Origin of the sequence: Paenibacillus sp. D2_2 (assembly GCF_031199965.1) — a bacterium.
Lineage (GTDB): Bacteria > Bacillota > Bacilli > Paenibacillales > Paenibacillaceae > Fontibacillus.
Map to the genome: position 1 here is coordinate 1863241 of NZ_CP133605.1, position 24962 is coordinate 1888202.

The following is a 24962-nucleotide window of genomic DNA, read 5'->3' on the forward strand; positions in this document are numbered from 1 at the left end:
CATACAGCATAGATACGATTATGAGGTGATACCGTGCTTTTATTCTGCAATTGCGGCCAGGCAATGACTCTTAGCTTTCGAATGCTTGTTTTTGAAAATATGTATCAAGTCGACTTAGTTCCTATTCTGGAATGCGAGGACTGTAATTCTTATGAATTAATCTCGTCATTGAAGCAGGATATAACTAGGCTGGTGGCTGAGATGAAGGACCAGCGTCGGGAAGGAAGAGTTATTTTCACAAATGTGAATGAGCTTGCTGCGGTTTTGTATGACATTTATAAGTCTGGGCAAGAACAATTAGAGGTGTCCTCATTCGAAGCATACTTGATGGAGAAATGTGAGGAACGCATTAATTTACTGCTGGATTTATACGGATATGCGAGGAAAGCCGGGACTCTACTTGGATGAAGGAAATTTCATTTCGTCTGTCCAGTTTATCGTCATTTGTGAAAGAATACCAATATCTAGAAATGAATTAAAAGAATTTGAAGATATTGACGAATAAAGTTGTTTTTGATGGGTGCATTTTGTTAATATAACATATGGCAAGGTACAGATACTTAATGGAGAAGGGATGGATATGTCATGTATAATTTGCTAAGAATAACATCCATAGAAGACCTTCATAGCGCTTTGCAGCAATCTAATAGTCAACCGCTACTGTTGTTCAAACACAGCACTCGTTGCCCAATCAGCGCCGGGGCGCATCGAGAGTTTACAGCATATTTGAATTCGGCTCCCAATGAGGGAGTTATATATGGTTTGATTTATGTGATTGAAGATCGAGAGGTATCGAATGCTGCTGCCGAACTACTTGGCGTGAAGCATGAATCCCCTCAAGCACTACTCGTCAAGAATGGGCAAGCAGTATGGAATACTTCCCATTCACGAATTACTTCAGAAGCTCTACAAGGAATTCTGGGATAAGTGAAGCGTTATCATTGCACAAAGTAATATTTTGTCGTATCATTAAACTAATTGGGGTACTGGACCTTACCTGTTGAACGAGTGAAAATCTATTGGCAATGGAGAGAAGAATGTGACGGTTACCATTTACGATGTGGCACGTGAAGCGGGCGTTTCGATGGCGACGGTTTCTCGGGTTGTAAACAACAATCCGAATGTCAAGCCGCAGACCAGGAAGAAAGTATACGAAGCGATTGAACGTTTGGGATATCGTCCAAATGCTGTGGCAAGAGGTCTTGCCAGCAAGAAGACGACCACGGTCGGAGTGGTCATCCCAGACATCTCGAATTCAATCTTTGCAGAGATTGCGAGAGGTATCGAAGACATTGCCAACATGTACCACTATAACATTATCTTATGTAATGCAGATAAGAAGAAGGAGAAGGAGATTCGCGTCGTGAATACCTTGCTTGAGAAGCAGGTTGACGGACTTCTTTTCATGGGCGGAGTTGTAACAGAAGAACATGTTCAGGCATTCCAGACATCATCTGTTCCGATCGTACTTTGTGCGACGAGCGATGAGAAGGGCATGTTCCCATCTGTGGATATTGACCACGAGGCTGCTGCATTTGATGCAGTTAGTACACTGATCCGTCATGGTCATCGCAATATCGCTATGATCAGTGGTACTTTGCAAGATCCGGCGAACGGTTATGCACGTTTTCAAGGCTATAAACGCGCTCTCGAGACGGCTGGAATTGAGTATCAAGAGGATTTAGTACGAATTGGCAACTATCGTTACGAATCCGGTGTCGAAGCTATGAAGTATTTCCTCGGTCTCAAGAAACGGCCGACGGCTATATTCTCAGCTACCGACGAGATGGCTATTGGAGCTATTCACAGCATTCAGGATGAAGGGCTTAAAGTCCCTGACGACTTTTCTATTATTAGCGTAGACAATATTCGCATGGCATCGATGGTGCGTCCGCAATTGACGACGGTTGCTCAGCCGATGTATGACCTTGGTGCGGTCGCTATGCGTCTGTTAACGAAGCTGATGAAGAAGGAAGCGGTCGATAATCCACATGTGATTTTGCCTCATGAGACGATTCTGCGTCTCTCTGTCAGTCATGTGTAATGCTTAACTGGGCCTTCGCTGTGCTGGGCCATTAGATAGAAGTAGACACAAATATATGAAAAAGGTTATCGGGAAAAAAGCTCCTTCTCTTGAAGGAGCTTTTTTAGGTTAATGAATATGTAACGCAAAATAATGAACTGGAGGAGTCGCAGATCTTATGAGTAGAATTGGTCTTATCGGAGCGATGGATGAAGAAATCGCCTTGCTTCTGCAAGGGATGTATGACAAGAAGGAAGTAAAGCGGTCTGGTATTTCTTTCGTTCAAGGTCTGCTCCATGGCAAGAACGTTGTCGTGTGCAAATCGGGAGTCGGTAAAGTCAATGCTGCTATGACAACACAGGTGCTGATCGATTATTTCCAAGTAGATATGATCTGGTTCACTGGTGTAGCTGGAGCAGTTAATCCGGAGCTTAATATTGGCGATATCGTTATTTCTTCGTCCTGCCAGCAGCACGATATGGATGTAACGCCACTCGGATATGAGCGTGGGATCATACCTTATCAGGAGGTTTCCGATTTTCCGGCGGATCAGGACCTGATCCAGCTAGCCCAGGAAGCTTGTTCGAAATTATGTACAGAGCACAGCTTCATCGTAGGCAGAGTGCTCTCAGGGGATCAGTTCGTCGCTGATTATGGACTCGTCAGCAAGCTTCATGAGACCATGAATGGGGCCTGCGTAGAAATGGAAGGCTCCGCTGTTGCCCAGGTTTGTTATATGAATAAGATTCCTTATGTAGTGCTTCGTTCGATGTCTGATAAGGCGGATGGAACAGCGGATGTGAATTATGCTGAGTTTACTGTTAAGGCAGCCAGTCGCTCGTTTGAGATCGTGTATGATATGCTACAGAGGATCATCTGAACTTAAATTTCAGGATAATCCTGCAAGGCAACCGCGAGAATCTCGCGGTTTTTTGCTGTAATCTCTTCTCGCCGCGGGATTCCTTCCCAATGTGACATATCATCAAGCCAGGTGGTAGGCAGCCGAACTTCGGCCTGATCCTGCCAGCGTTCAATCCAAGCTTGCGGGAGATGGAGGGAAGGATCAGCATCAAGCTGCCGCTTCAGCGGATGATCGCTCATCTCTAACCAGAGCATACTCCATGCCCGAGGAACGACACGCCATAGATCATAACCGCCACCCCCGACAGCAACCCAGCGTCCCTCGCAGTACATATGGGCTAACTGGTGCAGAATCGCAGGCATCTCATGATAGATCCTCATACTGCATTGCATATGAGATAACGGATCGAGGGCGTGAGCATCACAGCCATGCAGACTCAAGATCATATCTGGCTTGTAGTAAGCGATTAGTCTGCGGACCGATGCTTCGAAGCATTCCATCCAGGAATCATCCTCTGTATAAGGCTGTAGCGGGATATTCATGCATGCTCCATATCCGTGATGCTCTCCACGTTCGTGGACGAAGCCTGTACCAGGGAACAAATATTTACCAGGTCTCATGGATAGAATAGGTGCATACCTCGGGTTCTGAATAGAAGCTCCATTGTACTCCATCTCCGTGATGAACGTCTGTATCAATATAGAGCACACGGGCCCCATACTGGCGCCTTGCATATTCAATTGCGACCGCAGCATCATTGTATACGCAAAATCCGGCAGCTTTGCCCGAGAGTGCATGGTGCAATCCGCCTCCGAGGTGAAGGGCATGCGTCGTCTGTCCGGAGAGGACGGCTTCAACCGCTGTAATGGAACCGCCGACAACATAAGTTGCCGCATCATGCATTCCGCTAAAGAAAGGTGTATCCTCGTCCATCAATCCATACTGTTCCGCGCGTTCCATCCAGAGGGGATCTGGCGGATTTTTGCTTAATTGCTGAACAGCCTCCACATAGGCCGGCTGGTGGACCCATTCTAGCTCACCGATGACGGCGGGGCGTGATTGCAGCATGTGCTCGGGCGATAGGGCATGAATCTCCTTTAATAGATCCAGTGTCGATTGCAGACGGATCGGATGAAAGGGATGATTGTTATGAAAACAATAATTAAATAGCTCATCATGATGCACAAATAAAGCGCTACCAGACATAGCCCCACTTTCCTTCCTTTAGGCTCTTAGTTGCAGCTTGTGTCATTTATTAATAATGTTCGTTCAAAACGTCCGGTTTTCAACACCGAGAAGGTTGGATGAAGCTAGGGACGAAAGGAGCGGAGCGTAGGCAAAACCTACGTGAGCACCTGAGATGTTTCCGGAGGAAACATACTTCGTAAGCATACGCTTGGCCCGGCTGAATTCAAGACTCGATGCTGAGTTGCTTCTCTGATTCACTTCGTGATCAAAAGTGGACTCCACTAATACATGAAGCGTTGCTGGAAACGGATACGATCAAATTGCTCCTCCGATTCAATAGGCACCTCTTTGCCGATACGTACCATCAAGCAGTTGGCGGATGAGAGCAAATCTCCGGATCATCGGTCGCATACCAGACCATATCCACGGTTTGCATCAGCCGCTCCATCATTTTGCGGTAGTCCCAGACGCTGAGTCCACTGCTCTTTAAGTCCCAGTGCCAATAGTACTCAGTTGTGAACACAATATATTTCTCCATCTGACTGTCTTCAAATGCGGTATTGATCATTCTTGACCCCAGCTTCATCGATCGATAGGCGTTGGCAACTTCAATTGCACCAAGCTCGATCAAATCGGGCATTCGCCCCTGTGACCAGCGCTCCATTTCGTCCGCATAGTGGAAGGTCACATAGCCGATAATCATTTCGTTCTCTCTAGCCAGAATGATTCGCCCTTCCGGCAATCCGGCAATTTCGATCAGGGCTTCATGCTGCTCCTTTGGCCTGCGGAAGGCATCCAGCTCAGGATGCATCTGTAGCGTCTTCAGGTGGGAAGGCGAGACAGGACCTTCGATGACGATCTCATTATCCTGGTAGGGTATCGTATGGCGGATATACGTTTTACGGTGTTCCATGGACCGCCTCCTTAGCTCTTTCCTCTCACTTATAACAGAAAAATGAAAATTTGAAAAGTATAGCCGTGTCGTAATAACGTGTGCTATAATGATATCCGACACAAAAAGATCACAAATATACATTGACAATGTGATATTGTTTACAAACTTTTCTCCCCTTTTTGCTTCTTCATAGAACGGATACCATCCCACTCATTGACGAACCAATTTAGCCTTTCTATTCATCCCATTTTTGTATCCGTTTTCATATCTTCATCTTATATTTTCATTTATTTCAATCTTAGTGATTCAAGGAGGATGGAACAATGAGTCAACTGCAAGGAGAAATTATTTGGGCGCAAGCCACTTCATCCCATCTAGGCAGCTATGAAGAAGCATATGAGAATTTTAATTGGGAGGATGTTGAGAAGCAATTCTCATGGTATGAGACTGGCAAGGTGAATATGGCCTATGAGGCAATAGATCGCCATGTCGATGCAGGCAATGGGGATCGTATTGCTTTGCAATTTAGTGACGCTAATCGTAATGAATCCTATACCTTTAAGGAACTGAAGGAGCAGACAAACCGGTTTGCCAATCTGCTGCGCAGCCGTGGAGTAGTGAAGGGAGACCGTGTGTTTATTTTTATGCCACGCAGCCCTGAGCTCTATATTGCTCTCCTGGGTACGCTGAAGGTTGGTGCAGTCGTTGGTCCTTTGTTTGAAGCTTTTATGGAGACTGCAGTTAAAGACAGGCTGGAGGACAGTGGAGCAGCTGCGCTCGTTACAACCCCGGCTTTACTGTCACGCGTGAAGCGTGATGAACTACCTCTGCTGAAGACAATATTTGTCGTAGGCGAGGAAGTTGAGGCTGGTGAAGGCATCGTTGATTATCATTCGGAAATGAAGTTGGAATCACCTGAAGCGGAGATAGAGTGGGTGAACCGAGAGGATGGAATGATTCTCCATTATACCTCTGGTTCAACAGGAAGACCGAAGGGTGTATATCACGTTCACAATGCTATGCTTCAGCATTATCATACGGGCAGTGTTGTTCTTGATCTTCATGAAGGAGACGTATATTGGTGCACCGCCGATCCAGGCTGGGTAACGGGAACATCGTACGGGATATTTGCTCCATGGCTTCATGGGGTAACGAATGTAGTCCGTGGAGGAAGATTTAGTCCTGGAGATTGGTATTCTAATATAGAACGCAATAAGGTAACTGTATGGTACAGTGCTCCTACCGCCTTCCGTATGTTCATGGGAGCAGGAGATGATATCGTTAAACAGCACGATCTCTCCTCATTAAGGCATGTACTCTCTGTAGGAGAGCCGCTTAATCCGGAGGTCGTACGTTGGGGATATAAAGTATATGGTCAAAGGATTCACGATACATGGTGGATGACGGAGACAGGCGGGCAACTGATCTGTAACTATCCGTCAATGCCGATTAAGCCAGGTTCCATGGGCAAGCCGGTACCAGGTATCGAAGCTGCGATTATCGATGATAACGGGAAGGAGCTACCACCTAACCGGATGGGCAATTTGGCAATTCGTACACCATGGCCGTCGATGATGCGCCTCATCTGGAACAATGCGCCAAAGTATGAGGAATATTTCCGTATTCCGGGATGGTACATTTCCGGTGATACGGCTTATATGGATGAAGACGGCTATTTCTGGTTCCAGGGCCGGATCGATGACGTGATCAACTCCTCAGGCGAACGTATAGGGCCTTTCGAAGTTGAGAGCAAGCTGGTTGAACACCCTGCTGTAGCCGAGGCAGGAGTCATCGGCAAGCCCGATCCGGTTCGCGGTGAGATTATCAAGGCTTTTATCTCTCTGCGAGAAGGATATGTAGCAACAGATGAGCTTAAGGCTGAAATTTCCCGTTTCGTAAAAGAGGGATTGTCGGCACACGCAGCTCCTCGCGAGATTGAGTTCAAGGATAAGTTGCCTAAGACTCGCTCCGGCAAAATCATGCGCCGAGTTCTGAAGGCTTGGGAGTTGAATCTACCGACCGGGGATCTATCTACAATTGAGGACTAGAGGGAGTTCACTAGTAATCTGAATTATAAATACAGAGGGTTCCAGGAAGATATCTTCCTGGAACCCTCTGTTTGTGTTGTATTGGCTTAAACTTTAGTTTCCGAATTTAACTGGTGATGATGGGATTGATTCCCCTTTGCTGCTATATGCGGTAACCTTGATCCAGCCGCCTTCAGCTTCACTCTGGAAGCTGTACTGCGTTCTTGGCGTAGAGCCAATATTGGAGTAGGATCCGTCCGAGGAATCGGAAATATAGATGCTGTAGCTTGTTACATGATCATCGGTTGCATTTGCAGCCCAACTGACCGTGTACTGCCCATTCTCTCCGTGGATACTCACTTGACCGGGAGCCGCTGGCAACGCTTGACCATTCGAAGGATCTTCAGGATCAAGCGGCCATGGCAGTTCTTCATCCGGATTAGTCTGTTCCGGAATCCAGGCGTTGCTGACGATCGCGCTCGGCACGGATTCCTTGCCGGCGACATCAACCGCAGTTACATAATATGCGAGCGCTGATTCACCTGAATCGGTGATCTGAGTAGCTTCACCCGCAAGTGCTACCTTTCCGGTGTTCTGGTAAGTAACACCGTCTGTAGAACGATACAAGCGATAACCTACAACATCGCTCTCATTATTCTTATTGAAGGTAATACTGGCTGATCCGTTCTCACTCTTCAGTCTGACATTAATCGGTGCCGCAGGAGCTGCACCGTCATCGACCCGTGGATCGATTTTGTTCGGAGCGTCTTCTCCAGCATCATTTGGCATATAGTAGTCCAATGACTTATGGCCGCCTTTCATGACAGAGAAAGCGTGCTGCAGCTCTTCAATTAAATCTTTAATTGGCTTTGCTCGCTTTACGACTACTTTATCCCGAACCATATCAGAAGGAGTTGCTTCCTGTGGAATATAGTTGACGCCATCATAAGTGATATATTTCATTCTCACCAATACGTCATCAGGTTCAGTAGGCACATATTTAACATTGAAAATATCGGTAACGAGCTTACCAGCCTCTCTCGTCAAATCTGTTGGCAGCTTGCCGCTATAGCCAGAGACAGTTTTGGAGACGATGCCGTCAGGCTTCGTAAATTGTGGTGTAACGAACAATTCTTTCTCGTTCTCGGTCACTTCGTTCATGACCAAAGCCCAGATCGAGCGCGCTCGGGATTTGCCGGCATCGGATAGTGTGTTGGCAGGTTCTTTGTAACCGATCCATATTCCGAGCGTTACGTCTGGAGAATACCCCATGAACCAGACATTGGCATAATTTTGCGTCGTACCAGTCTTGCCGACAACTGGGATTTTGCCATAATTATTGAAAGCTGATTTGATCGATTTACCGGTTCGTCTGTAATAACGGTACGCAGCATGTCGGTCATTAGATAAGCAGTCTGCTCTGAGAATACCCGCTCCGGTTCGACCTTGTGCTTGTAGACGACCTTACCTTTGGAATCGGTGATCTTCTCAATCATATAGGCATCTGTGAAATTCCCACCGTTGGCGATGGAACTATAAGCATTTGTCAGTTCCTCAACGGACACCCCACGCGTAAGACCACCTAGCACGCCTGTCGTTGCTCCGTTATCCTTTTCATCCAATGTGGTAATTCCGAGCTTTCTAGCGAAGTCCCAGGCCTTCTCAATGCCGACGATATCGTTGAACACTCTCAGCGCCGGTATATTCCTGGACTCATTCAAGGCGGTACGAGCTGTAACCAGACCTTTATAGCCACCACTAGAGTTGACCGGTATATGGTACCCCTTCTGGTAGTCGCGCAGAATGATCGGCGAATCATCAATAATACTGGCCGGTTGGACTAGCCCGGCCTCCATAGCTGGTAAATAGGCGGCGATCGGTTTCATCGTTGAACCAGGCTGCCTAACCATCTGTGTTGCGTAGTTCATCTGCTCGGTGTAGAAATCCCGGCCTTCAATCATGCCAAGTATGGCTCCGGTATGATTATCCAACATCATTCCAGCAACTTGCTCAAGTCCTTTGGTCTCGCTGTAAGGAGAGAAGTTATCGGCGTTGTCGGATACCTTATGCATCGAGTTGTATACTTTCTTGTCAATCGTTGTGTATACTCGATAGCCTCCGGTTAACAATTCTTGACGTGCTTCCTCAATCATTTGCGGATTTTTGGAAACTTCCTCTTTGGTCATGTTCGGGTTGTTCAACATCGCAATGACGATGGCTGCTTGTCGTTCAGTCTCCAACATGAGATAAGGGAAAGTCTCATAGGCTTTCTTCGTCTGCGGCGCGAGTGCACCCTTGATATCGAAGGCAAGTGCCGTCTGATATTGCTCATTTGTTATTTTGTTCTCTTCTAGCATTCTCTGTAGCACGAGACGCTGTCTCTTCAGTGCGCGATTGAATGCATCTTCATTGAATTCGCCTTTGCCGTTATATGCGGAGTAAGCGGATGGAAGCTGCGGCAATCCAGCCAGATAGGCTGACTCCGCGATATTCAGATCATTTAGATTAGAAATATTGAAGATGCCTTTTGCCGCTGCTTTAATGCCATAAACCTGATAGCCATTAGAACCGTTACCGAACGGTACCTTATTTAGATAAGCGGTTAAAATTTCTGGTTTAGACAGAAAACGTTCCAGCCGCAATGCGAGCAGCATTTCTTTAATTTTGCGGTCGCTTGTACGATCCAGATTCAGGAAGACGCGGCGTGCCAGCTGTTGAGTCAGCGTACTGCCTCCGGTCTGCACATCTTCTTTAAGTAATTTCTCTTTGACGGCACGCATCGTACCTTTGAAATCGATACCCTTATGATCATAGAAATGATTGTCCTCGATAGCGAGTAACGCATCGATTACAGAAGTAGGGATCTCCTCGGTACTTATTGGCCGCCGATCTTCTTCAGTACGAAGCTGGCCGATTGGATCACCGTTGCGGAAGTACGCAAATCCAGTGATTTCGTTATATGCGATTTTCTGCTCAATATCTTCCCGTGAACGTACAGGGTCATCTTTAACGATAGAGGTTACATATCCGAAGACAGCCCCTCCTGCAAAGAGAACTCCAGCAATAATAAGCACTATGAGGACGCTGAACGTCGTCCATACCCAACGCCATTTGCTGCGTTTACGGGGAGGTTTCTTGCTTTTCGCGCTCTTATCGCTCTTCTCGCTTCTGTTGCTCCGGGAGATTCCTTGGCCTTGCGCCCGTCCGGAGCTTTTATCGTTCTCATGAGCCATGCAGTATCCTCCTTTATAACAAGCAACATTATAGCATAAAAATGAGGAATATGACTGTTTTTTCGCATTTATTGCCGATTTCGGATCATTACGCTTATTTACAAAATGTGTGTGTTCAAAAAGGCCGTTTTTCAGCACCGAAGCTTATGCTTCCGAGGTGCGTTTCTTCGAAACGCTTCAGTTGGATGAAGCTAGGGACGAAAGGAGCGGAGCGTAGGCAAAACCTACGTGAGCACCTAAAATGTTTCGTAGGAAACATGACTTCGTAAGCATTTGCTTGGCCCGGCTGAATTCAAGATTTGATGTCGAATAGCTTCCTGATCTACATCGTGATCAAAAGTGGACTTTTTGAACAACCTCTAAATAAAACGGGAGAATGAGATACAAAAGGGGAATAAAGGAAGGGCTTGGAAAAGGAAATTCTATTATGAAAAAAGCTGCTCCAGGGCCCTGAAGACCTTGGAGCAGCTTGATTAGCGAACAGATATTAACGGTTGTAGAATTCGACGATTTGTTTTTCGTCGATATCTTGGGACAATTCAGCGCGTTCTGGCAAACGAATGAATTTGCCTTCCATAGCGTTGTCGTTGTACTCAAGATATGCAGGAAGATGCGAACGGTTTTCCAAAGCTTCTTTAACAGAAGATTGGCCGCGGCTTCTTTCACGAAGGCTGATAACATCGCCCAAGCTTACGCGAGCAGAAGGGATGTTTACTTTTTTGCCGTTAACAGTGATGTGTCCATGGGATACCAATTGACGTGCGCCTGCACGGGAATTAGCAAAACCAAGACGATATACAAGGTTGTCCAGGCGGCTTTCAAGCAAGATCATGAAGTTCTCACCGGCAATACCTTGCATTTTTTGTGCTTTTTCAAACAATGTACGGAATTGTTTTTCACCCAAACCATACATATGACGCAGTTTTTGTTTCTCCATCAACTGCATACCATAGTTGCTGATTTTTCTCCGTTGGTTAGCACCATGTTGTCCCGGAGGGAAAGGGCGTTTCAAATCTTTGCCAGTACCGCTCAAAGAAATGCCAAGGCGGCGGCTGAGTTTAAATTTAGGACCAGTGTAACGTGCCATTGTATAATAGACTCCTTTTTTACGTTTATTTATTGTAGGGTTCTATTTTGCGCGGATTTTGTTTGGTTGTGCGGTGGATAGAAATAATACCGCTCTCTGACAAGAAAGTTCAGCCGCTGTCCTGTCAGCAACAAAATCCGAGAGGGTGCTCGCAATGGTTATGCCCTAAGAAAGACTCTATCCAGTCTTAATCAACAATAAATATTATATGAAATTGATGTACAATGTCAAGTATGTGTTTTTGTTTATAAAGCTCGAAAATTGTCGATAGGGCATTAGTCCTAAAAATATGGGACAAAATGAAGGATTTTTGATGCAAAATAGTAAAATTGATAGTAAAATGATCACTGATAGCAAACTTTAAAAAATTAATTTTTTGAAACAACTATTATAATTAAGGAAATATGTGATATTTTTATACTCCGGGCAGAGTCATTTTAGCTTCGCTGTATATTAAGTCGCTGCTGGATGGCAGTGAAAAGGAGCTTTTACTATGGCAGAACAATCACGAATAGGCGTGACGATGACGTTCAGAGCAAATTCAGATTTGCCTATGCCGCTGAGAATAAAAGAGGAAGATCATACGGAACAGAAGAATTGGCTGGAGCAACTAGATATTAATGTTTTTGATTTTCCGTATCTGGACACGCTTTTGATGGCGTCGTATTCGGATTGGCTCCCGCAGCAGCCCTCTTTTCCTGACTCACATCAAGCAGGGTGGTTTCTCGCCAATTACCTCGGAGAAATTCTTATCTCTCAGCCGCTGACACAGCTTGATATCTCAAATCAACTTATGATTTCTAACAACTTAAGAGAGGTACTTGAACAAAAAGGCACTCTGTCTGTCAAAGATCAGAAAGGCGCCTATGTTCTGTCACCGATCAAGACACGCCATAACCATGAGGTCTTTGCTGTATTAGGTTGCCATATTAATGATGTGAATGAGAGTCAGTTCCCATTTGCAGAAATGATTGTCAACACGGCTGCTCAGCATCTCATAGCCTGCTTCTATAAAAGGTTCGAGGCTTTGTTCGTAGAAGACCTACTGGATGCCCAGAATCAGGCGAAGCGTGAAGAGCAGCGTCGGGCCATGCTGTTTCAAGTGATCCAGCGCCTCTCTGATAAGATTGATGTTGATTCCGTTCTGAAGGAAGTGTTCGAACGGATTGCGGGTATGTATCCTAACGCAAGGGTAGAATTGTTAATGTCCAAGACCATCCAAGTCGTGATCCTCGAATTAGAACGCTGCAACTTCAAGGTGAGCATGACAGTATGTGCGTACGGGCATTTATGGATGGAGTCATGCTGTGGGGGACAAGCAGGATGACGACGGAAGCAGCTATACCGAGATTGCCGTTCCGTTAATCGGCAAGCAGGGCGCCTATGGGGTGCTGCATTTATTCCTCCACGATGAGATCGAAGAGGCAGATTTGCAGCTAATCGGTATACTGGGGATACGGCAGGCACTGCCTTTGAGAACGCCAAGCTGTATGAGCAGTCGAATCTGTTGATTAGCGAGCTCCGTCTGATTAACGAGTTGGTCAAACGGCTGAATCAGAGTTTACGCCTGAAGGAAGTTTTCAAATTTGCAACAGAAGAGCTGTTGTCAATCTTCAAAGCGGAATATTGCTGTATCTCACAATTGGATAAAGAGACAGATTGCTTCGAAATCATGTCATCCAATTTTCCTAGAATATACAAAGAGTTCTTTCCTAAAGATTATGGATTCAACGGACTGGTCTACTCCACGCGTGAACCGATCATTCTGTCCGATTACCAGGCTTATGGGAAAATATCTTCCAAATTCATGGAGGAGACCCTGTCACGTTCGCTAATTGCAGCGCCGATCATTGTGCGCGGTGAGGTAAGTGGGGCGATCATGATTGCTCACCGGGAGGAACGCTTCTTCTCCTACGATAATTACAAGCTGTTGCAGATTCTTTCGCAGCATATTGGACTTGCGATCGCTAACGCTTCACTGCATGCCGAAGTACGCAGAATGGCGAATCGCGATATGTTGACCGAGCTGTACGCGCGACATTATTTGGACGAGTCGGTGCAGAAGCATCAACGCAAAGATGAGGGTGGGTCGCTGATTGTTGTCGATATAGATCAATTCAAAGGGATCAACGACACTTACGGCCATCAGATCGGCGATAAAATATTGCGACAGGTTAGTTCTATTATCAGAAGCACGATTCGCAAGACGGATATCGCGGCTCGTTGGGGAGGCGAGGAACTAGCAATTTATTTGCCGGGTGCCGATGTCGAGAGCGGATATCAAATCGCTGAAACGATCCGCTACCGGGTCGCCGCTGAGACCGATCCGAAGGTTAGCGTATCTTGCGGCATAGCCGAATGGACAAGGGATAGCGAGAAGATCAGTGTTGAATCCTTGTTCTATTATGCTGATATGGCTCTGTACAAAGCGAAGAACAATGGTAGAAATCAGACGCATATCGGTCTAAATCCAGAATTATAGCAATTCATTAGGGACGTCCAGAGGGGCGTCCCTTTTCTAATTATGGCCTGATGAATAGTTTCCTAATGGGGGACAGCCTACTACTGCATGAGTTCTATAAAACGGATAAGTGTAGTAGAGGAGTCTGATCGCCATATGAGAATGCTGTTATCTGTTATTAAGTTAGCTATTGTATTTGGTCTTGTTCTCTCCGTGGCGGCTTGTCAAATTGGGGAGACGAGGACAGCGAAGGATTGGTTCGATCTCAGCTATGCGGGCCTTGCAGGTCATGAACAGCTGACTTTCCAAGGCAATGCAGTTCTCGCTCGTGGGAAGCAGGAGAAGATTGAGGATTCGTTCGCTTATGTCGGTGAGTTGAATGATCATCATGAATTAAGTATGCGTACGGTTCTCCCTAATGGACAGGGGAATAAACTGCAGACTGCAGAAGTCCAGACCAAGCAAGGCCTTGAAGCGAAGCTACGCTGGCAGGGAGGGACTTGGAAGATCGCATCTTCTAATGCCACCGCTTTAACCCGTGGTATAGCCAGGTTGAATCCATTAGACCAGTTAGAGGATATTCGTAGGGTTAGTAAGAAGAATGTCTCGTTGGAGAAGGGCGCTGCAAGGGGGACAAAGGTGCTACGGATTGAGCTCGATCCTCAGGAGGCCAAGCAGCAGCTGAAGGCTAAGCTGGACGGTGAGATGGAGGGGATTCGATCAGACTGGAGCGGTAAGCTGAATCAGGTCAGCTCGAAGCATTCGTCTGAGATCGAGACAGAGGTGAAAAATCTATGGGTGAATGGGAATAAGCAGCTGGAACAAATGCTGGAGCGAGCGGATGCCAAGGTTATCTATTATTTGACCGTGAATCGTAAGACGGGTCTTCCGACCAGGCTAATATCCGAGACTAGGTTATCTTATCCGAATCCGCTTGGATTTGACGAATATGAAGTGCTCTATACAGATAATCAGTTTTCGAAGATTAAGTAAGTGTTTAAAATCTGTATATGTATGTGTTCAATTTCCTTCGGGATCTAATACGGAATTTTTTGAAAAACCCATTAAGTCAGCCCTTGAGCGGGCTGACTTAATGGGTCTTAGTGGTACAATAATGAAGAATTAACCATTGTTCAACTAATGATCTGTTTGGTTATGGGCAACGATTTATTACTGCCCATTATGTGATGAGGAGGCGCAGGAAGAATTATGAGAGACCCTAGAATTCAAAAGTTAGCAGAAAATCTCGTGGGCTATTCCGTTGATGTTCAGCCTGGCGAGAATGTGCTTATTGAGATGATCGGCGATGAACGTGATCTAATTAAAGCGATTGTTGAAGAAGTAGGTAAGAAGGGCGGACATGCCTTCGTAGAATTAACGGACAAGGCGCTGCAAAGCGCACAATTGAAGTATGCGACTGAGGAAGGTATTAAGGCATGGGCCGAATATGACCTGCACAGAATGCAGATGATGGACTGCTATATTGGGATCCGGGCTGGATCGAACGTGAACGATATGTCCGATGTTCCGGAAGACAAGATGAAATTGTACAATGCCCATTATCAGCATCCGGTTCATAGTGAGCAGCGTGTCAAGCATACAAAATGGGTAGTGCTTCGCTATCCAAATGCAAGTATGGCTCAGCTTGCTAATGTAAGCACAGAGGCATTCGAGGATTTCTACTTTGATGTATGCAATCTCGATTATGCTAAGATGGACCTCGCTCAAGACGCACTTGCCGATCTGATGCAGCGTACCGACAAGGTTCGCATCGTAAGCCCAGGTACTGATCTGAGCTTCTCGATCAAAGGCATCGGCGCTGAGAAATGCTCTGGTCAGAAGAATATTCCTGATGGAGAGGTCTACAGCGCTCCAGTACGTGATTCTGTTAACGGTACAATCAGCTATAATGCTGCTACTCTGTACAACGGCATCACCTTTGAGAATATTAAATTCCGCTTTGAGAATGGTAAAATTGTCGAGGCAACCAGCAATGATACAGCTCGTCTGAATGAAATCCTCAACTCTGATGAGGGAGCTAGATATATCGGTGAATTTGCCATCGGCTTTAACCCGTACATTCTTCATCCAATGAAGGACATTTTGTTCGATGAGAAGATTGCTGGCAGCCTGCACTTTACTCCAGGGCAAGCTTATGATGTGACAGATAACGGCAATCGCTCCTCGATCCATTGGGATCTGGTACTTATACAGCGCCCTGAATACGGCGGCGGTGAAATCTATTTCGACGATGTATTGATCCGCAAGGACGGTATTTTCATCATTCCTGAACTTGTAGGCTTGAATCCAGAAAACCTCAAATAATGTGAAAATTCCTTGCCTGGAAAGCGGATTCAAGGTATCATGAAATTGTATAAATTACAGTAACGACGCGGAGGGATCCCTATGGCAAACAATAATAATCAAGCGATTGTTGAAATTGCACAAACAGCAGGCAAATTCACTTCTTCCATCGTGTTGCAAGCTGACAGCAAGTATATCGATGTTAAGAGTATTCTCGGCCTTTTTACTACACTCGTAAATACACAGGACTATCAACTGCACGTCCATGGTCCAGATGCGGACGAAGCCAAGAAGGCGGTATCGGAAGTGTTCGCAAAACACGGCTTGAATGTTCAAGTTGTGGCTGAATAAGTAATTAACATGAAAGCACTTCTGTCCTATGGACGGAGGTGTTTTTTTGTATATATATAAGTTTTTTACATATAATTTTTTAAGAGACTTATTATTTGGAGAGGTTCTTGTATTGGCCTTGAATTTCGTCTAATATTAAGAATAGAGTTGATGAGTGATAAGGACATAGGGGGAAAAACATGACTTCATCTGATATACAGGAGCAAATAAATCTCAAAGCACTTAATCTTCTGAAGGAAGATGCAGATAAAATAGAGAAACTGATCGAAGTACAGATGGAGAATCTCGCTACTCGTTATTGCCCTCTCTATGAGGAAGTTCTGGATACCCAGATGTACGGCTTCTCAAGACAGGTTGATTATGCAGTACGCGTTGGCCTCGTACAAGAGCAGGAGGGCAAACAGATCATAAGCAGACTTGAGCGGAATCTGGCATCCTTGTATGAAGCGATGAATAACAGAGAAGCTTAATGTCTTTGCATCCGTTGAGTGATATAATGTATAAAGCGCAGATTCGGAGTAACCGAAGTCTGCGCTTTATTTTTTGGATACGGTAAATTAGCATTTATACAAGGTAGAAAGAGACACCGAGGATTGCATAAACGGCAAGCAGCAGTAATCCTTCATACCAGTTCGTCTGACCGTCCTGAATAATTGATTTGGCGATAAAGACAGATACACCGATGGCGGCAAGCTCGATGATCGTGAAGACGATATCCATCGGTTTTCCGAAAAGATGGCTAACGAAGATTAAGACAGGGGCGACGAACAGGGCGATCTGTAGGCTGCTTCCGACAGCGATCTCTACGGCGGCGCCTATTTTGTTCTTCATGGCGAGCATGACCGCAGCGCTATGTTCTGCAGCATTTCCGATAATTGCGACGACGAACGCACCGACGAATATTTCGCTGAGCCCGAACTTATGCGTAAATGTATCCAGTGTATGTACTAGCCATTCACTAACGAAAGCGACCATAACTGTAGCGAGAACGAGGTAGAGAATGGATCTTTTTTGGACCAGGCAGGGCTATGTTCTTCCTCCGGTTCTTCGCCCTCTGGCCTATGCTCATCTGCAACATCGCTCAAGTATGTCTTGTGCGTGATCATTGAGAAAACGAGCCAGAGAATATAAGAAACAATAAGAATACCGCCTACGATAAGGCTTAAGATGGTGCGATCTTCATCATGAAGTACATGAGTTTGCAGGAAGATAGCGGGTATAAATAGAGCGATAACCGCAACGATCATCAGCGATCCGTTCATATTGGCGAGTGGAACATTGAAGCGCTGAACTTTGTATTTCAACCCGCCAGCGAATAGACTAAGGCCGAGCACAAGCAGCAGGTTGCCGATGATCGATCCCGTGATGCTCGCCTTGACGGTCTCGAACATCCCTTCACGAACGAGTAGGATACCGATAATTAGTTCTGCGGCATTTCCGAAGGTTGCGTTAAGGAATCCACCAAGCCGCTGTCCGGCGTAATGCGCTACGCTCTCGGTCGCTTTACCAAGAAATCCAGCAACGAAAATGACGGATATGGCCGAGATAATGAACTGAAGCGTATCCGACCAATGGGCATAGTGTCCGATTGCGCTAAGCAAGAAGCTTAGAATTAGCAACCCGGGCGATATAAATTTTTTCATGAAAGTACACCTCGGTTAACCAGAATGTAATAATGGCATAATCAATTCGTTTTCAAATTAATATACCAACAACTGATGATTATAATTCATACATTGTAATGCAGTCTATATTTGCTTTACTCGGTCTTACCATATAAAATATAGATAGTAGGTTGAAGGAGGGATACCATGACCGAGCAACTACAGTTAGATATGGGTATGATTAAAATTTCAGATGATGTTGTATCTAAAGTCGCGGGTATGGCTGCCTTGGAAACACCAGGCATTGCTGCAATGTCCGGAGGATTGTCTGAAGGTTGGGCTAAGCGACTAAGCGGTAAGAACGTACAAAAAGGGGTTACCGTAGAAGTAGGTCAATTGGAAGCGGCGATCGATTTGCGAATTATCGTTCTCTATGAGACTCCAATCCATGAAGTTTGCCGTATGTTACAACAGAATGTGCGGGAAGCTGTTGAGAGTATGACCGGGCTTAAGATTGTTGAAGTAAATGTGAAGGTTGAAGGTGTAGCTTTTAAAGACGATGAGGCATAACTGACAAATGGTCAGATTTATGGATTACATAGTTTTTGACGCTATCAAGCTTTCAGAATTGAATTAGAAAAAGACTGCGGATTTCGATCCAGCAGTCTTTTTTGAACGGAATAGATTACTTCAGGGCATACAATGATTCATTTATTTATTACATATGGCGATTTCTGCGATTGTTCCGTTCGAATACGCTCTCTTCCTTTACGACCACTGATTTCGTTCTCTCCTGCTTTGCCGGAAGCGAGGATTCTCTTGATATGCTGAGTACGATCCCCATTGCTACCAACATGACGATCAGTGAAGAGCCACCATAACTAATAAACGGTAAAGTGATACCGGTAATCGGAATCGTACGGGTCACCCCGCCGATGTTAATGAAGGACTGAATGGCAATGAGTCCCATAATACCGACACCCATTAATGTGCCAAATGCGCTGGAGCATCGTAAAGAGACGAGCAGGCCCCTCCAGATAAAGTATAGATAGAAGAGCAGGAATAATAATGTACCGATAAATCCGAATTCTTCACCAATAACGGAAAAGATAAAGTCATTGTATGCATTCGGCAAATAATGCAGCTTCTGAATACCTTGTCCGAATCCAGTCCCAGTTACTCCTCCATGACCCATCGCGGTCAAGGATTGAATGAGGTTGTAACTTGTATGCTGAGGATCCTCCCATGGATCAATATATGCTTTGATACGGGCGAGCTGATATTGACTACCAGATTCAGCGGTAACAGTAGGAGGGCTGATTTTATTCCATAGCGCTCCGATCCCCATGACGATGCTGGCACCGAATATCAGGAGTGCAATCGATCCAAGGATATGTTTCATGTTGGCGCCGCCAGCCAGTATAATTAATCCGGCCGTGGCTACAAGGATCATACAGGAACCTAAATCCGGCTGTAACATAATTAGCCCGGCAACGAAACCAACAATGACCATGACTGGAATATAACCAGTTCTGAGATCCCGGAATCGTTCTCCCTTTTTCGATATCAGAGCTGCCAAATACATAATCGTTGTAATCTTAGCCAACTCAGTCGGTTGGATACCGAATGAACCAATCTGGAGCCAACTACTGGCCCCGTTGATTTTATTCATAAATGGCACGATCATCAGCAGAATAATAGCTAGGATGAATACCTGTGCGAAGAGCTTGCGGAATTTTTCATAAGGAATATTCATCGTAATGAACATTCCGAAGATGCCGACCCCTGCAAAAATGATTTGCTTCTTCGTAAAATAAAATGGATTGTAGTTAAATTTCTCACTAAACTGAGTCACACTGGAGCTGGAGCTAAACACCATGACAATCCCGAATCCAACGAGCAATAAAGTTAGAATAAGCAGCTGGAAATCGGGTGTTCCGCGTCTAGGTCTTTCTTGGCTGTCTTTCATCTATGTTCGCTCAAGCCTCGAGCAATTCCTTTAGCTCGGTTAGTTTGCTATTTGCTGTCTTAATTACTTGTGCCGGAATTTCCGATTCGTATTCGAGGCCGTGCGGGAAAGTAGCCCGCCCCATATAAACGGCTTCGATAGCCAGAACCGCGTCAGGACGCTCCAGTTTGCCTTCAACGGCACGCGTATTAATTCGGAGGTAGTAGTCATCATTGTTGAATTCAATTTTGTAATCGTATGTAGCACGGTAGTATTCCCATTGCCAGCGGATGAAGCCGACTTTCTCTGCGGATTCGTCCAAGTAAGCCAAATCGCTTTTTAATCCGTCTAAACCCGTATTTTCAACAATCATCGTCCAATTTGCCCCCTTAAAAGTTCTTCTCTCATGATATTATGTTTCTACTACTTGCGCAAGGTTTGTTCATGGCTGTCCATCGGAACTGCCGCAGTTTTCCTACCTACCTAGTATCCGAATAAACGGGTTTTCTGCTACAATATAACTTAATCATTTTTTGCAAGGTTTTTAACGGATAACTTTTGATACCTTACAATAAGGAAGTGATCTGGTGGAGCTGGGAGATTTAGAGAAGCTGTTTGGGAAAATGGTAGAACGAAGAAGACACCTGCATCGCCATCCAGAGTTGTCGTTCAAAGAGAAGGAGACTTCCACTTATGTGGCAGGCATTTTGAAGGAACTTGGAGTAGAGGTTTCGGAAATAGGCGAAGGTTACGGACTTATAGGCCGGCTGCGCGGCGCTCTGCCAGGTAAGACGGTTGCCCTTCGTGCCGATATGGACGCTCTGCCAATCCAGGATGAGAAGCTGTGTGAGTATGCCTCGCAAGTTTCCGGGGTGATGCATGCCTGCGGACATGACGGGCACACCTCGGTGTTGCTAGCTGTAGCTGAATATTATAGTCAGCGGCGGCAGGAGCTTCGCGGGGAGATCCGCTTTCTCTTCCAACCAGCCGAGGAGACCTGCCCTGGTGGCGCGGTTGGTATGATCGAAGCTGGTGCGCTAGAAGGTGTCGACGTGATCTATGGCATGCATCTCTGGACTCCGCTGCCACTCGGTACGGCGGCAAGCTTAGCTGGTCCAATGATGGCTTCGGTGGACGATTTCTTCATCGATATCCAAGGGCGCGGAGGTCATGGAGGAATGCCGCATAAAGCGGTGGACAGCGTGGTCGCTGGCTCGGCGTTAGTCATGCAGCTACAAAGCGTTGTGAGCCGTTCAGTAGATCCGCTGCATCCTGCGGTCGTAACCATCGGTTCAATTCAGGGCGGTACGATACAGAACGTTATTGCGGATCGTTGTAGGCTATCCGGGACAGCCAGATGCTTCGATGAGTCAACAAGGCAAGTGATCCGTGAGCGAATCTATGCTCTGGTAGAGGGGGTTACCCAATCTTATGGTGCGGAGGCTCACATTCACTATATTAATGGCTATCCTAGCGTAGTCAATGATAAAGAGGAATTTGAACGCTTCAACCGGGCAGCCAGCAAGGTGCCTGGACTGAAGGGGGAGACTGCAGCGCAAATCATGCCGGCAGAGGATTTTGCCTATTACTTGCAGCAGATTCCAGGCTGCTTTGTGCTCGTCGGTGCAGGGAATGAAGAGAAGGGTATTATTTATCCGCATCATCATCCGCGGTTCGATATTGACGAAGAAGCTATGCTACATGCCGCAACTCTGATGGTCTCCTTGGCGGAGACTTATCAGGACGAACATTAATTTGTCGCAACAAATCATGTTGCGAATGCAGCCTCGCCCTTAATGGGCGAGGCTGTTTGTACTGGAAGCATCTGATCTCGGATTCTTGTGACCTACACTGTTCGCAATCAAGAATTGCGCAGCGTAATAAGTCAACATAATAAGCACTCCGGAGTAATAAACATCGGATATGAATTTGTTCCAAGCTAGAATTGAATCTGAAATAATGAAGAGGGTGCCGCCAATCATAGACCATACATTTCCGCTCATAATGGAGAACCAACCCATTGACAGGATGATTAGCAAATAGATCATGACGGGAATAATGAGCTCCTCGTTGTCGGTGTTATGCATCGCTTGGAATAGCTGGTTCGCCATGATTCCTGCATAGATCAGAATCGGGATGATCGTACATAATCGGATCCATGAAAATTTCCATTTCGTGATGAAAGCGGCGGTGTAGAACAGATGCCCGATCAGGAAGGCTGATAGTCCGATGACAAAATGGCTGAGCAGACCGTCCCCCAGCATGCAGAAGAACAGCCCGATAATAATGAGCAAGACATATCGTTTGTCGACCCGGGATCTGTGCAAATAAGCATACAACAGGATCAGCCACATTGGAATCAGTTTAAAAATAAGCGCAGAGCTTACGAAGATGTAGACCAGCCCCATGATGAGAATGAGTACAGCCAGCGTTCTTTTGAGCATTTCAATACCTCCAGATCGTTAGTGCGAGATCAAAAGTGAACTTTTTAAACTTCCTCTATTAGATATGTATATTTAGTGAAAGCGTAAACAGTATATCAATCATGGCTGACAATCACCAGATGAAAAATGTCGTTGGATCAAAAAAATCGCCCGAGGCCCCTGACGGGGGCTATCGGACGATTTTTTTAGTACCAAGAGATTATGATTGCTTTATTGACCCCGTGCTCAAGAGAGGCGTAAGGATTGCAGATTATCGAATTTGTCCTGCTGTAATTTCTCAAGTGAGAAGGTGATCGCTTCATTCACATGCTCGAAGAAATGCTCTCCGCCGATTGTATAATATAGCCCGTTATGGATCAGTGTCTCCTTAACATGAGGTGGTAGTCCGGCAATCAACAGCCTGCCCCTTGAGCTCTGAATTGATGGATGATACTACGGAAATACGCCTCACCTGTTGTATCAATGAAGGGGACATTGCCCATTCGCAAAATGAGGAATCTCGGCTGTTGCTTGATATAGCTAGCAACCGTCTCGTGGAAATCTTGAGCTGCCCCGAAGAATAAAGGGCCTTCCACAGTATATATGCTGATGGTCGAGTCACTGCTGGACTCATTCCGCAGTTGGGCGATCTTCTCACGTTTTTCACGGAGATGGTTCGGCAATGATTTTTTGACCGTCACACTCTCACTCATTTTCTTGGTGAACAGAAGTAGTGCAAGTCCGAGGCCAACTTCGACGGCAATGGTCAAACTCGTAAATACGGTGAGCAGGAAGGTGATGACGAGAATCAGCGAGTCGCCCGACTTCATCTTGAGAATATGCTTGAAATGGGCTCGCTCACTCATGTTCCAAGCTACGATCATCAGAATTGGCGCCATACTTGCTAACGGAATTCGCGAAGCAAGCGGGGCCAAGAGCAGGAGGGTTAGTAGCACAAACACCCCATGGATGACACCGGATACTTTCGAGGTCGCTCCACTCTTGACATTTGCTGCGGTACGGGCGATCGCTCCTGTAGCAGGTATCCCGCCGAACAGCGGAGTAATGATATTGGCGATCCCTTGACCGATTAGCTCGCGATTGCTGTTATGCTTCGTATTGGTTAAACCGTCAGCGACTACAGCAGATAATAATGATTCAATAGCGCCAAGCATAGCAATTGCAAAGGCCGGACCGATCAGTAGCTGAAGTGTATCCCAATTAAAGGATGGTATTTGGAATTTGGGCGGCGTGCTTGGTATAACTCCGAATGTCGTTCCAATAGTCGGGATATGGCCAGAGAATAGCCAACCTGCGATTAGACTGGATACGACGATTCCAACGAGCGGCGCCGGTACTTTAGGTATTATGCGCGGCATGATGATCAGAATCGCCAGGCAGATCAATGCTGTAATCACGCTGTATATATTAATCGTGCCGATATGGATAGCAATTTCTTTCATGTTCGCGATGAAGGTCTCATGCTTCTCAATATCGGTAAGTCCGAGGAAGTTGGCAATTTGGCCTGTGAAGATAGTAACCGCGATTCCGGAGGTAAAACCGACCGTTACAGGACGGGGGACAAATTTGATTAATGCTCCAAATTTGAATATGCCCATCAGACAAAGGATGATTCCGGCCATGATTCCGGCGATCAGTAGGTTCTGATAACCGTAGGTGAGGACGATCCCGAGCAGGATCGGCACAAAGGCGCCTGTCGGCCCTCCGATCTGAAATTTGGAACCGCCGAATATAGAGATGAGTATTCCGGCGATACATGCGGTGTAAATCCCGTACTCCGGCTTTACACCAGATGCGATCGCGAAGGACATGGCAAGCGGAATCGCAATAACGCCGACAACAATGCCGGCGATTAAGTCTTTTTGAAGTTGCTTGAGTGAGTATTTCTTGAAAATACCCGTAAACAGAGTATTCACAATCGAGCCTTCTTTCTTATAGATCGTTTGAACTACCTCTTAATTTGTTCAATCCTGGTCTTCGTACATGGAAATAATGTGGATCAGATGATTGTTGAAAATATCTTTGGTAATAGCTAATAAATCGGCGACCATAGGGTCGACTAGAGAATACATCACTTGCTTACCTTGCTTGATTCCGACCACAATATTTTTGGCCCGTAGAATACTAAGCTGCTGGGATACCGCAGAGCCTTCGCTTTCTAGCAAGGTCTGTATTTCAGTGACGCTTCTTTCTCCTTCACATAGCAGCTCCAGAATACGAATGCGAAGCGGATGGGCTAACGCTTTGAAGAATTCAGCCTTGAACGCTTGCAATTGGGTATTCATAGAATTCCCCCACCTTTCAAATCTTCAAGAGGTAGTTCAAAAAATCACTTTTGATCACGAAGTAAATCAAGAAGCTATTCGACGTCGAATCTTGAATTCAGCCGGGCCTTCCGGTGCTCACGTAGGTTTTGCCTACGCTCCGCTCCTCAGTCCCTAGCTTCATTCAACCTTCTCGGTGCTGAAAACTGGATTTTTTGAACACACCACTTTAAGTATTAACATATTCAAATATCTTGATATATAATATTAT

19 protein-coding genes and 5 pseudogenes are annotated in these 24962 nt (G+C 45.8%); 14 read left to right on the forward strand and 10 right to left on the reverse strand.

The features are described 5' to 3' along the window. Window positions 1-81: 81 nt before the first annotated feature. The 4 genes from RE628_RS09265 (at window position 82) to RE628_RS09280 (ending at window position 2903) form a co-directional block, all read left to right on the forward strand. Entirely contained in the window at window positions 82-408 is a 327-nt protein-coding gene (locus RE628_RS09265; protein ID WP_309158453.1) for a hypothetical protein, read from the forward strand. Between the two features lie 177 nt (window positions 409-585). After that, window positions 586-927, forward strand: coding sequence for a bacillithiol system redox-active protein YtxJ (gene ytxJ, locus RE628_RS09270; protein ID WP_309158454.1), 342 nt, complete (start codon window positions 586-588; stop codon window positions 925-927). Between the two features lie 112 nt (window positions 928-1039). Next, window positions 1040-2044, forward strand: a complete 1005-nt coding sequence (ccpA, locus tag RE628_RS09275; RefSeq protein WP_068781962.1) for a catabolite control protein A — start codon at window positions 1040-1042, stop codon at window positions 2042-2044. Window positions 2045-2201: 157 nt separating this feature from the next. Next, window positions 2202-2903 carry a 5'-methylthioadenosine/adenosylhomocysteine nucleosidase gene (locus RE628_RS09280; protein WP_309158455.1) on the forward strand — a complete coding sequence of 234 codons (702 nt, stop codon included), beginning with the start codon at window positions 2202-2204 and terminating at the stop codon, window positions 2901-2903. Between the two features lie 2 nt (window positions 2904-2905). Here RE628_RS09280 and RE628_RS09285 read toward each other — a convergent pair. Next, window positions 2906-4091, reverse strand: a pseudogene (locus RE628_RS09285) (acetoin utilization protein AcuC). Between the two features lie 263 nt (window positions 4092-4354). Then, a pseudogene (locus tag RE628_RS09290) lies at window positions 4355-4986 on the reverse strand (GNAT family N-acetyltransferase). Between the two features lie 305 nt (window positions 4987-5291). Here RE628_RS09290 and acsA point away from each other — a divergent pair. Further along, the gene (acsA, locus tag RE628_RS09295; RefSeq protein ID WP_309158456.1) at window positions 5292-7016 is read left to right on the forward strand and encodes an acetate--CoA ligase; all 1725 of its coding nucleotides are present in this window, start codon (window positions 5292-5294) and stop codon (window positions 7014-7016) included. 93 nt (window positions 7017-7109) lie between these two features. Here acsA and RE628_RS29580 read toward each other — a convergent pair. Continuing rightward, a pseudogene (locus RE628_RS29580) lies at window positions 7110-10228 on the reverse strand (transglycosylase domain-containing protein). Between the two features lie 487 nt (window positions 10229-10715). Further along, a complete protein-coding gene (rpsD, locus tag RE628_RS09310; RefSeq protein WP_309158459.1) occupies window positions 10716-11315 on the reverse strand; it encodes a 30S ribosomal protein S4 in 600 nt (199 codons plus the stop codon). A 493-nt stretch (window positions 11316-11808) separates the two neighbouring features. On the opposite strand from rpsD, the gene RE628_RS09315 reads away from it, so the two are divergent. From RE628_RS09315 to RE628_RS09345, 7 genes are all read left to right on the forward strand, one after another. Continuing rightward, window positions 11809-12642, forward strand: coding sequence for a hypothetical protein (locus tag RE628_RS09315; RefSeq protein WP_309158460.1), 834 nt, complete (start codon window positions 11809-11811; stop codon window positions 12640-12642). After that, a complete protein-coding gene (locus RE628_RS09320) occupies window positions 12623-12826 on the forward strand; it encodes a hypothetical protein (RefSeq protein WP_309158461.1) in 204 nt (67 codons plus the stop codon). Before RE628_RS09315 ends, RE628_RS09320 begins: the two co-directional genes overlap by 20 nt. Beyond that, the gene (locus RE628_RS09325) at window positions 12823-13797 is read left to right on the forward strand and encodes a GGDEF domain-containing protein (protein ID WP_309158462.1); all 975 of its coding nucleotides are present in this window, start codon (window positions 12823-12825) and stop codon (window positions 13795-13797) included. Before RE628_RS09320 ends, RE628_RS09325 begins: the two co-directional genes overlap by 4 nt. Window positions 13798-13932: 135 nt before the next feature. Continuing rightward, window positions 13933-14769 (forward strand): hypothetical protein, encoded by an 837-nt coding sequence (locus RE628_RS09330; protein WP_309158463.1) that lies wholly within the window; start codon window positions 13933-13935, stop codon window positions 14767-14769. Between the two features lie 216 nt (window positions 14770-14985). Next, window positions 14986-16101, forward strand: coding sequence for an aminopeptidase (locus RE628_RS09335; protein ID WP_309158464.1), 1116 nt, complete (start codon window positions 14986-14988; stop codon window positions 16099-16101). 81 nt (window positions 16102-16182) lie between these two features. After that, window positions 16183-16431, forward strand: coding sequence for an HPr family phosphocarrier protein (locus RE628_RS09340; protein WP_309158465.1), 249 nt, complete (start codon window positions 16183-16185; stop codon window positions 16429-16431). Window positions 16432-16610: 179 nt separating this feature from the next. Then, window positions 16611-16901 (forward strand): Fpa/YlaN family protein, encoded by a 291-nt coding sequence (locus RE628_RS09345; RefSeq protein WP_309158466.1) that lies wholly within the window; start codon window positions 16611-16613, stop codon window positions 16899-16901. A gap of 94 nt (window positions 16902-16995) precedes the next feature. Here RE628_RS09345 and cax read toward each other — a convergent pair. Then, window positions 16996-18074: pseudogene (gene cax, locus RE628_RS09350) on the reverse strand (calcium/proton exchanger). A gap of 168 nt (window positions 18075-18242) precedes the next feature. Between cax and RE628_RS09355 the strand changes: the two are divergent. After that, window positions 18243-18605 carry an Asp23/Gls24 family envelope stress response protein gene (locus RE628_RS09355; RefSeq protein ID WP_309158467.1) on the forward strand — a complete coding sequence of 121 codons (363 nt, stop codon included), beginning with the start codon at window positions 18243-18245 and terminating at the stop codon, window positions 18603-18605. 148 nt (window positions 18606-18753) lie between these two features. Here RE628_RS09355 and ftsW read toward each other — a convergent pair whose 3' ends face one another. Then, window positions 18754-20004 carry a putative lipid II flippase FtsW gene (gene ftsW, locus RE628_RS09360; protein ID WP_309158468.1) on the reverse strand — a complete coding sequence of 417 codons (1251 nt, stop codon included), beginning with the start codon at window positions 20002-20004 and terminating at the stop codon, window positions 18754-18756. 10 nt (window positions 20005-20014) lie between these two features. Beyond that, complete coding sequence (locus RE628_RS09365) at window positions 20015-20356, reverse strand: YugN family protein (RefSeq protein ID WP_126997432.1); 342 nt, start codon at window positions 20354-20356, stop codon at window positions 20015-20017. Between the two features lie 250 nt (window positions 20357-20606). Here RE628_RS09365 and RE628_RS09370 point away from each other — a divergent pair, with 250 nt between their 5' ends. Continuing rightward, a complete protein-coding gene (locus RE628_RS09370) occupies window positions 20607-21737 on the forward strand; it encodes an amidohydrolase (RefSeq protein WP_309159421.1) in 1131 nt (376 codons plus the stop codon). A gap of 39 nt (window positions 21738-21776) precedes the next feature. On the opposite strand, the gene RE628_RS09375 is transcribed toward RE628_RS09370, so the two are convergent. The 3 genes and pseudogenes from RE628_RS09375 to RE628_RS09385 form a co-directional block, all read right to left on the reverse strand. After that, complete coding sequence (locus RE628_RS09375) at window positions 21777-22427, reverse strand: lysoplasmalogenase (protein WP_309158469.1); 651 nt, start codon at window positions 22425-22427, stop codon at window positions 21777-21779. Window positions 22428-22652: 225 nt separating this feature from the next. Further along, window positions 22653-24343: pseudogene (locus RE628_RS09380) on the reverse strand (SulP family inorganic anion transporter). Window positions 24344-24391: 48 nt separating this feature from the next. Then, entirely contained in the window at window positions 24392-24712 is a 321-nt protein-coding gene (locus RE628_RS09385) for an ArsR/SmtB family transcription factor (protein WP_309158470.1), read from the reverse strand. Window positions 24713-24962 lie beyond the last annotated feature (250 nt).